We start from the raw sequence: 9,667 nt of genomic DNA on the forward strand, positions 1-9,667 counted from the left end.
AGTTATTATGACAAGGCGATAAGGCCTAAACACATAAGTTCCAGTAACTTCTATCTGGTGCCACTGTGAGCGTAAGCCCCAAATAATAGTTATGCCTTGTATATTTTTTGTTGAACTGGAATATCTAAAACGATAATTTGTGATCAGACGACCTAAATGAGGCCGATTATGCAAGATCCATTTACACAAGCTATTCAAGATTTACCGGCTCATATGCAGTCTGCTTTATTAGCAGAGCTCAATCAAATTGCCCATAGATACATGCTGGCAGAGCACGCTGGGCATACTCTTCAAGCTACGGCCTTAGTAAATGAAGTGTATGTAAATATGGCAGGAAAGAACATAAATGTAGATAGTAAGAGTCACTTTATAGCGTTGGCAGCGCAAAATATGCGTCGAATTTTAGTTGATCATGCGCGCGCTAAAACCTCAGCCAAACGTGGCAATAGACCGATAATGGTCACGCTTGCAGAAGCAATTAACCAAGCCGACAATCATAATATAGATCTTATTTATTTGGATAAACTGTTAATTCAGTTATCTAATTTTGACCAGCGCGCAGCGCAGATTTTTGAGCTGAAATTATTTTCAAGCCTTACTAACGACGAAATAGCAAAGGTATTAGCGTTGTCAAACGCCACCGTAGAACGGGATTTAAAAGCAGCTAAAGCTTGGCTTAAACATCAAATGCAATCGACATTTGATGAGGATGAAAGCAGATGAATGCAAAAAAATGGCAAATAATAAAAATTATTTTCAATCAAGCCTCTGAAAAGCCTCGTGATGAACAAGCAGAGTTTGTTGCGCAAAAATGTAAAGAAGTCATAACTAACGAACTAATTAATGAAAACACTTTTGATGATGACTTAGTTGATGTAGATGATGCTCGTAACAACATTTACCGCGAAGTCATGGCAATGTTAGCTGCTGAGAACGACCAAGCTAACGATGTTCGCTTAACAGAAATAGTGTCTGCTAACGCCGAGACGTTGAGCGAGTCCTCTGTATCGTTGCAAGCAGGCGATAAGGTTGAACAATTTACTATTGTGTCTTGTATTGGCGAAGGTGGGATGGGCAGAGTGTATTCAGCTAAGCGCAGTGGTGAAGATTTTGACCAATGGGTAGCCATTAAAGTAATCCATCAGCGGTATCTTAATCATGATAGTGTTTTGCGCTTTAAGCAAGAACGTCAAATATTAGCTTCATTACAACACAAAAATATCGCCAGTTTGATTGGTGGTGGAGAAATGAATGCGAGTATTCCTTACATTATTTTAGAATTTGTAGACGGCATTCCTATTACCGATTATTGCCAACAGCATCAGCTCGACGTTGAACAGCGGCTTTCTTTGTTTCAACAGGTTTTATCGGCAATCGATTATGCTCACCAGAATTTAGTTGTTCACCGTGATATAAAACCGAGCAATGTATTAGTCACCGCCACAGGCGATGTGAAGCTGTTAGATTTTGGGATTGCTAAGCTAATAAATCCTGCTCACCAAGGAAGCACTAGCGATTTAACACAAGAACAAATGCGAGTGTTAACTCCCGGAAATGCCTCTCCTGAGCAAGTTTTGGGCGCGCAAATTACAACACGCTCTGACGTTTATGGCTTAGGCACGCTGTTGATGCACGTATTAACTGGCGAAAGTATTTACGAAAATACAACTGATGCAAGAGAGTTGGAAGACAGTATTCTGAACAAAACACCGATTAAACCAAGTGTTGTGTGCAAAAGGTCACAACACTTGGTTACCCAACAAAGAGCAAAAAAAATAAAGGGTGATCTTGATATCATTGTAATGAAAGCACTGCAAAAATCTCCAGATAGACGGTACTCAAACGTTGCTCAGTTTGCTGAAGATATTCACCGTTATACACATTGTTACCCTATTTTGGCAAAGCCAGACAGTCTGTCTTACAAAGTGAAAAAATACGTCCAACGGAATACTGCCACCACCCTAGTAGGCTCAATATTTCTATGTAGTCTAATAGGCTTTAGTGCAGTTATTTTTCGACAAAGCGGGCAAATAGAGCAACAGCGAGATCGTGCAATTGCCCAAGCTGAAGTCGCCCAGCAAACTTCTGATTTTATGCTGGGTATTTTTGATGCCGCCGATCCATATAAAAATAATGGCAAAGAGCTTAGCACAAAACAGTTGCTTAACTTGGCCATTGATGAACTTCAGACAATGGAAACCCAAGACCAGATAAAAGTACAGTTATTGGCTTCTCTGGCACTGGTATTCAATACGCTTGAAGACTTCAAAACCTCAGAGAAGCTGGTCTCACAAGCTTCCCAAATCGTTGAAAAAATTACAGCGGGTGACGCAGAGCTCTCTGGGCAAACGCTTGTTATTATGGGTCGGGCGCGTGGTCAATTACTATTTGCAAACGACGACTACAAAGCAGCCCAGAACTTGTTTCGCGAACTCATTGATCAATTTAAACAGCCCGCGGTATTTAAACAATTTAGCCCCAATCAACAAGTGTTAGTTGAGGCAAAACTTATGTTTGAATTAGCTACCGTTCTTAGTTATGAAGGTAATGAAAAAGAAGCCGTTGAATATTCGAGAAATGCAATAGACCTACTCGAAAACTCTGCTGTTATAGAAAAAGATATGGCGGCGTATTATGTGGGTTACGCCCATTCTTTAAGGCGAATTGGACGGCTTGATTTATCGGAACAAAATCTTAGAAAGGCGATTGCCTTAGAGCGTCAAAAGCCAAACCTTACCCTTGATCTTGGCTATAGTTTAAATCAACTAGCTAGCACATTAATTAGGATGGGACGCCTTGAAGAAGCGCTTGTTTCGGCACAGGAAGGGCTAGAAATAAGACGTAATATCGTGGGTAATAAGCATGTGGAAACACTTGCTAGTCAAGGCATTGTGGCACGTGTGCATAAATACTTACGGCAATTTGATAATGCCTTAGAAATACATCAAGAACGCGCAGTGGCTATTGAAGAAGTGTATGGACGGGAGCATTCATATTATGCTGGTGTCGTACTGTCGATTGCAGATCTCTATTTGAGTAAATCAGATTTAGTAGTGTCACAACAATATTTTGAAGAAGGTTTACGTTTATTTTTAAAGACCACGCCGAATCATTTCAGATTAGCCATTCCTTATATTGGCCTGGGCCGAATTAAGTACAAACAAGGCGATTATCAAGCGGCGATAACACACTTTAAAACAGCGATTGAAATAATGGAAAATCTCGATATGTATAATCATTCATTTCGCGCTGAAGCACTCGGCTTTTACGGCAATGCGCTGATTCAAACTTCTCAAGCAGAGCAAGGAGAAAAGTTAAAAGAAGAAGCTACTCAAATGTTTATGCGTATTTATGGCGAGCAAAGCATTCAGTTGAGTGCGTTTTTGCTGAAACTAGAGGATAACTAACGATGGCTTTTTATTCATGGTCAAATACATGTAAAGGCAGAGTCAGAGCACAAAATCAGGATAGCGTTTATGTGAATGATAAAGCCGGTATTTGGTTAATTGCTGATGGCATGGGTGGGCATGCTGCAGGGGATTTCGCTTCTAATTTAATTAGTCAAGAATTGCCGCGTCTGTTGCTTAAAGGTGAAGAACCACTTGATGCCATATCATCTTGCCATAAACGCCTAATTGAAGCTGAACAGTCAGATGCAAAATATAGAGGCATGGGTACCACGCTTATTCTTGGACTATGGCGTAATAATACCTTGAGTATATATTGGGTTGGCGATAGTCGCGCTTATATACTGAGTGATGATAATATCCAACTACTCACGAAAGATCATACGGTTGTGCAAAAGTTGATAGATTTAAATTTGCTGAGTGAAGATCTTGCAGCGCATCACCCTGATAAAAACAAACTTACACAGTGTTTAGGTGGAGGCAACAATTACCCGCCACAGGTATCTGCAATTGAAATCAATGTAGGCAACAACGATACTCTATTATTATGCTCCGACGGTCTTTACAACGAGCTGAACGCAAAACAAATGCACAAGATACTTCATCACTCAAACGATAAAGAAAGTTCGCTAAAGCAACTCTTTTTGCTCGCAAACGCCGCGGGCGGCAGAGACAATATTTCAGCTGTAATTTTAAACCGCATTATGTGAAGGCAGTAATCTCGCAAGTTCGCTCACGTACTCAACAATACTTGTTCTAACCCGTTTTTAGCTCCGCTTTGGGTAGATTTGCCGGTCAAAGCTAACTTTACGAACGTCACGACATGGCACGAAGAAGTAATACGAATTATCTAAATCCAAACACCTCCATCCGTTTGGCGTTTAGATAAAATAGGCCTGTTCCAAACCTAGAATGCAAATAGCCTTTATTTCTTGGCTTTCAGAGACAGATTAACCGAAAGAATTTGTCCAAACAAAGCCACTATCCAGCCCGCGATATAAAGCGAAAAGATAATTTGCATCCACTCAGGCATGCCCATGCTTAAAAACTGCCAGTCATTGGTGTTGCAACTGCCTGGGGCATCAAACACCATTGGTAGCCATTCGTGCAATGGCATAAAGCTTGGGAATTCTGGAAAAAACGGGCAGGGCGGTACAAAGAATCCTTCTGGAAATATGACCTCTAAGTGGGCCTTTGCTTGCAACAAGCCCCAAATGGCGGCGGCGCCCCAAAGTATCAACGACAGCATGCGAATAAAAAAGTGTGGATACAACACGGGCAGCAAAGTGGCAAAAAAGATAGCAATAATGGCAGTGCGTTGATAAATGCACTTTACGCAAGGTGCATGGCCCAGCACATGTTGAAAGTACAGCGCAGCAAGCAATAGCGCGAACGCACTGCAACAAACAATCGCCCAAGGTGTTCTTGTTCTACTCCAGTTGGCTAACCAAAACAGTTTTTGCATGAAATCTTCGCACGTTTTTATAACTGCCTGCTAATTTAGCCTCTATACACTAAAAATCAACTGCTAATAATCATTTGTTAAAATTGGATAAGAACCCTAGCTCTGCATCTAATATTTTGTATAGCCCAAAAATATTCAATGTAATTGCTCTTCATAACTTACTTTGTATTGAACACATGCTGCCAAACGCTGCTGGCGAAAATATTCAAATATAGTAAAGCATGCAGTATTCAAGTACATTTAGCGTCCATGCATAAGGAATCTTGCTATAAAACCTTCGTCTCCAACAATTGCTTCGGCAGCGTCTAACCCTTCTCTTACCAGTGGTTCTATTTTATCGCATATGATTCGACTGGCGATCCCAGCGTCGATGGGTATGTTATTTAACACGCTGTACAATTTAACCGACATTTGGTTTGCGGGTTACTTATCTGCCGATGCGCTGGCGGGAATGTCGATTGCGTCAAGTGTGTTTTTCTTGCTTTTGTCGATCGGGATCGGGATACAGTCAGGTGCTTCGGCGATGATCGCGCCAGGCGCTGGCCGAAACGACACAAGCGAGGTTAAAGACTGGGTCAATAATGTCAGTGGCTTAGCGATAGGCTTTAGTGCGATATCCTTTATTATTGGCTACTTTGCAGCGCAGCCACTGGTGGTATTGCTTGGAGCTGAAGCTCATATCGAACCGTTGGCGATGGAGTATCTATGGGTAACCTTGGCCGGCTCTGTTGGCTTTACGCTATCATTTGGTGCTGCCGGAGCTTTAATGGCGCTTGGTGATACCAAGTCAAATCGCAATGCCTTGGCCATCGGCTTTTTTGCAAATTTTATATTAAACCCGCTTTTTACGTTTGCGCTAGATCTTGGCGTTAGCGGCATAGCGTTGGCAACCGTCGTGATAAAGTTCGCCACGGCTTTTTACTTACTGCGGGTGTTAGCAAAACGCCTAAATATAAGAATACGACCTGCATTTGATTGGCATCGATACAAAGCACTGTTAGCGCAAGTATTGCCAGCAAGTTTTAATATGTTGACCATTGTTTTGGGCAGCTTTATCACAGTGGCTTTAATTGGCCAATTTGGCAGTGAACATGTGGCTGGCTACACGGTTGGTTTGCGTCTAGAGCAAGTGCTTTTGTTGCCTGCATTGGGGCTAAATAGCGCGGTTATGGCACTAGTGGGTCAGAATATGGGCGCAGGTAACAATGAGCGCATCGCAGAAACATTTCAAAAAAGCTTAATGATTGGGCTTGTTATGGCGGCAGTATCTATCCCGCTGATGTGGTTTTTATCTCCCTTTACCGTTGGCTTATTTACCGACAGCGAGAGCATTAAAAACACAGGTGTGACTTACCTTCGGATTGATACTTTGGCGTTTTATGCCTATGTGGTGTTGTTTCAAAGCGTAGCGGTGCTGCAGGCCATTCAAAAACCCATGTTTCCAATGTATTTGGGCATTGCGCGACAACTGATTATTCCGGGCTCGATTAACTATGCCTTAATTATGCTGTACGATTTTCCGATGGTCTCTATGTTTTATACGATAGTCATTGTGGTTATCCTTGCCGCTGTCATAGCTTATTTCTATACAAGGCGAGAAATAGGTCTATTGCAAACATCTGGAAAAACGTAATACTCAAACAAGGCTATAAAGTGATGTTTAATTGCGTTGACATTTAACTCCTTTTTTTCATTCGCAAGGAAGCAAAATTCGTAACTATTTCGGGCATACAACCGGCCTCAATAGGAAGTAGTGATTGCCTTATAAAATTAAACATTATGCACGACCTGTCTCCACAAATGTTCACACCTTATGGGAAGCCGCTCTTATTGAGCTTTGCGTTGGTTTGATAAGTGCTGGCATGGCATTTTGGGCAAGAGACATTGTTGTGCAGTTATTTGTTGGTTGCTTAATTGTCGCAGCACTTTGCTTTCTGTTAACTTTTCATAATATTTATATAATTATAAAGTTACAGCTAAAAAACCGAAAAGCCAACATGCCAAGAAAGAGTCAAGAATGAGTTGGGCACAAAGTCCGGTAACCGGCAAGTAAGAACGTGTCTTCAACATAGACATTATCGGGTGACCGACGCGTGAGATGTGAGAAATGCCAAAAGCTCAATGTGACGATAATTGCTTGTATCTCAGAACCCACCATCATCCACAAGATATTGGCATATCTGGACAAACAAAGGCTCACCCATCACTGCCAACAATTCCAGAGCACCGCCAGTCGAAGCTTTAGAGCAAACGGTTATGTTTGATAATTTTACCATCCAAAGGGATTTTGACTTTACTGGGGCGGTCACCGACGCTTGACACACGAAGGATACAGTGATGCTTGAAGATGCTATACGCTGAGGCAAGGTCTTTCGCGTCTCAGTGTCCCAATTTCAGCACCAAAAGTCAGCTTACTTACCCACCTCAACGACAAATATTTCACAAATTTCTTCAACACCACATATGAGTAAACGCGAAACTGCTCTCAAATACAGCTGTGACAATGACTAGTACATAGCGTTAATGCGTCTTATACTCTCAAAAGTGCTTTTTTCTAAAGCCTCCTTATCTCTCTAGGACAGTATGAATAATTTTGACATCGCTTATTGGATATTGTTGATAGCAGCCTTTATTGTATCAAGTTACTACTATTCCAAACGGAAGAAACGGTTTTCCATTTCAAGAGAGCAATTCATTTCTAAGTACTCTTTCAAAGAGGCGGACTCTATTTTTACTGAAATGCACAAGCATGGTTTTAACATACTTTCTAGAGCAAGTGGTGGCTATGGTGACTATGAATTTGACCATGTAATTAGCAAGTCATCTGAAAAAGAAGACTTTTTTATTTTTGATTTTGTGTATACATCAAAGTCACAAGATAAAAGTACAGCAACTAGACAAGCGACATTAAGGTCAGTATTGATAAAACTAAAAGACAGAGAGCTTTTTACCTTTGAATTATTTCCAGAGAATATTTTTGAGAAAATAAAACAAGCTTTTGGAGCAGCAGATATAGATTTTGATGAATATAAGCAGTTTTCAAAGATGTATGTTTTAAAAGGCGACGATGAATCTAGAATACGAAACACTTTCTCGCAGTCACTAATTAGAAAATTGGAATCCACAAAAAGTATATGCATTGAGGCTCGCAAGTCGTGCTTATTAATTTATAATTTAAACCATGGTGAGTTTGCAGATTACGAGGCGTTGTACAAAGATGCCAAAAGCATTAACGAAGCTTTGCGATGAGGGGCGAGAGCTAACAAAGCCATCAAGCCAGTCACTGTCGTTCCTTCGGATGCGCAATTATTTATGCAATTTGCATTTAGCTACGCTAGTGATATAAACACTGTCATGTTACACGGAGTTAATTTGAACTGGGAACGAATTGTAAAATACTCAGCTGTTTTATTTGTTGTGCCGATAATGGTAAGCGCCTTCATCCACACAGTTTTGAGCTTGCTGGGTTTAGAGTTATATTCAGCGTTAGCGTCGCTATTTGTAAACTACATACTACTCAGTGTTTTTTCTATTGCTGTTTATGCACATCTTGTTAGGTATCAGTTATTACATCCAATCTTACATGTGCTCATTGTCGGTTTTAGTGTTCACCTCTTCGGTTTCATAACAATTTCTATGCTAATGGGAAGGATACATATATCTCAATTGTGGCTTCTAGATATTAGCGTTTTTGTTATCACACTAATCTTGGGCACGGTTATAGGTACGCAATTACGCAAAGATATCGAGTAAACTAGTAGCGTTTTAATATTAACATTTCCACTATTAGAAGCACCTTTGCGAAGTTCGGCTGTGAGCGATCAGCCGGCGTTGCCCTTGCTTACACTCAAAGGAAAGGTTACGGCAATTGCCGTTACTCGGGAACGATAATTTTATTGCTTTTCAATTCACGAGCTCAGTTAAAATAAGCGCTTCTTTATTTGCCCTTTGGTTACATTCAAACTAATGGCATGAACTATCAGAATTAGAAAAGCGGACGGTCGTCCGCGCACACTAATCAATATCAAATGGGCTTATCGCCCCTGATGAATGTTGTCCAATTACATGGGTATAAATCTGTGTTGTTCTTAGGTCGTTATGGCCTAGTAACTCCTGCACTGTGCGAATATCCGCTCCGGCTATAAGCAACTGCGTTGCAAAGGAATGCCTGAATGTATGAGCAGTAACATGCTTTGTCACGCCAGACTTTCTGACAGCTAACTTCAAGGCTCTTGCCAATGCTGTACTGTGAAGGTGGTGCCGACACTAATAACCATCATAAGGGTGTTCACAGCGAGTGGTTGATGGGAATAAATACTGCCACTTAAACTCTTTCACAGCATTCGGGTACTTTCTTGCTAGGCTTGGCGGTAAGCTGGTCATCCCGCTTCCCTCAGCAATATCTTTCATGTGGATGCCGCGCACTTTTTCTACCTGTGCTTTTAATGGCTCAATCAGCTTTTTAGGTAACATGGTAGTACGGTCTTTAGCGCCTTTTCCTCTAAACACAAATACTGTCTTAGCCTCAAAATCGATATCTTTGACACGCAATTTAAGTAACTCTGCCTTTCGCAAGCCGCTGCCATATAGCAATGAAAATATGAGTTTATATTGGGGTGTCATTAATCCAATGATTGATAGCGCTTCTTTGTGTGAGAGCACAGTCGGCACTCTAGTAGGTGCTCTGGCTCTCACTGCATCAGGTAGAAGCGTTAACTCCCTTTCGAAGATATGCTTATACATAAACACAATGGCGCACAATGCCAAATTCTGTGTAGATGAGGTCACTTCTCGA

The 9,667-nt window shown here is 41.2% G+C and carries 9 protein-coding genes and 1 pseudogene; 7 read left to right on the forward strand and 3 right to left on the reverse strand.

Features of this window, described 5'->3' with window-relative positions; genetic code table 11:
* Window positions 1–168: 168 nt before the first annotated feature.
* Genes AB9H30_RS01680 through AB9H30_RS01690 form a run of 3 tightly spaced genes read left to right on the forward strand, consistent with a single transcriptional unit; the run spans window position 169 to window position 4,117 of the window.
* Window positions 169–723, forward strand: coding sequence for an ECF-type sigma factor (locus AB9H30_RS01680; RefSeq protein WP_371192883.1), 555 nt, complete (start codon window positions 169–171; stop codon window positions 721–723).
* Window positions 720–3,407 carry a tetratricopeptide repeat protein gene (locus AB9H30_RS01685; RefSeq protein ID WP_371192884.1) on the forward strand — a complete coding sequence of 896 codons (2,688 nt, stop codon included), beginning with the start codon at window positions 720–722 and terminating at the stop codon, window positions 3,405–3,407. Before AB9H30_RS01680 ends, AB9H30_RS01685 begins: the two co-directional genes overlap by 4 nt.
* A gap of 2 nt (window positions 3,408–3,409) precedes the next feature.
* The gene (locus AB9H30_RS01690) at window positions 3,410–4,117 is read left to right on the forward strand and encodes a PP2C family serine/threonine-protein phosphatase (RefSeq protein WP_371192885.1); all 708 of its coding nucleotides are present in this window, start codon (window positions 3,410–3,412) and stop codon (window positions 4,115–4,117) included.
* A 215-nt stretch (window positions 4,118–4,332) separates the two neighbouring features.
* On the opposite strand, the gene AB9H30_RS01695 is transcribed toward AB9H30_RS01690, so the two are convergent.
* A complete protein-coding gene (locus AB9H30_RS01695; protein WP_371192886.1) occupies window positions 4,333–4,872 on the reverse strand; it encodes a disulfide bond formation protein B in 540 nt (179 codons plus the stop codon).
* A gap of 370 nt (window positions 4,873–5,242) precedes the next feature.
* On the opposite strand from AB9H30_RS01695, the gene AB9H30_RS01700 reads away from it, so the two are divergent.
* From AB9H30_RS01700 to AB9H30_RS01715, 4 genes are all read left to right on the forward strand, one after another.
* A complete protein-coding gene (locus AB9H30_RS01700) occupies window positions 5,243–6,505 on the forward strand; it encodes an MATE family efflux transporter (RefSeq protein ID WP_371192887.1) in 1,263 nt (420 codons plus the stop codon).
* Between the two features lie 124 nt (window positions 6,506–6,629).
* Complete coding sequence (locus tag AB9H30_RS01705) at window positions 6,630–6,893, forward strand: hypothetical protein (protein ID WP_371192888.1); 264 nt, start codon at window positions 6,630–6,632, stop codon at window positions 6,891–6,893.
* 112 nt (window positions 6,894–7,005) lie between these two features.
* On the forward strand, window positions 7,006–7,191 hold the full coding sequence (locus tag AB9H30_RS01710) for a hypothetical protein (RefSeq protein WP_371192889.1): 186 nt from the start codon (window positions 7,006–7,008) through the stop codon (window positions 7,189–7,191).
* Between the two features lie 264 nt (window positions 7,192–7,455).
* Window positions 7,456–8,121 carry a hypothetical protein gene (locus AB9H30_RS01715; RefSeq protein WP_371192890.1) on the forward strand — a complete coding sequence of 222 codons (666 nt, stop codon included), beginning with the start codon at window positions 7,456–7,458 and terminating at the stop codon, window positions 8,119–8,121.
* A gap of 765 nt (window positions 8,122–8,886) precedes the next feature.
* Here the strand turns inward: AB9H30_RS01715 and AB9H30_RS01720 are convergent.
* Both AB9H30_RS01720 and AB9H30_RS01725 read right to left on the reverse strand, forming a co-directional pair.
* Window positions 8,887–9,120 (reverse strand): annotated as a pseudogene (locus AB9H30_RS01720) (tyrosine-type recombinase/integrase); the annotation flags it as partial.
* A gap of 18 nt (window positions 9,121–9,138) precedes the next feature.
* A partial coding sequence (locus AB9H30_RS01725; protein ID WP_371192891.1) for a tyrosine-type recombinase/integrase occupies window positions 9,139–9,667 on the reverse strand: 529 nt, incomplete at its 5' end.

It is taken from the genome of Glaciecola sp. SC05, from assembly GCF_041380235.1.
Classification (GTDB): domain Bacteria; phylum Pseudomonadota; class Gammaproteobacteria; order Enterobacterales; family Alteromonadaceae; genus Glaciecola.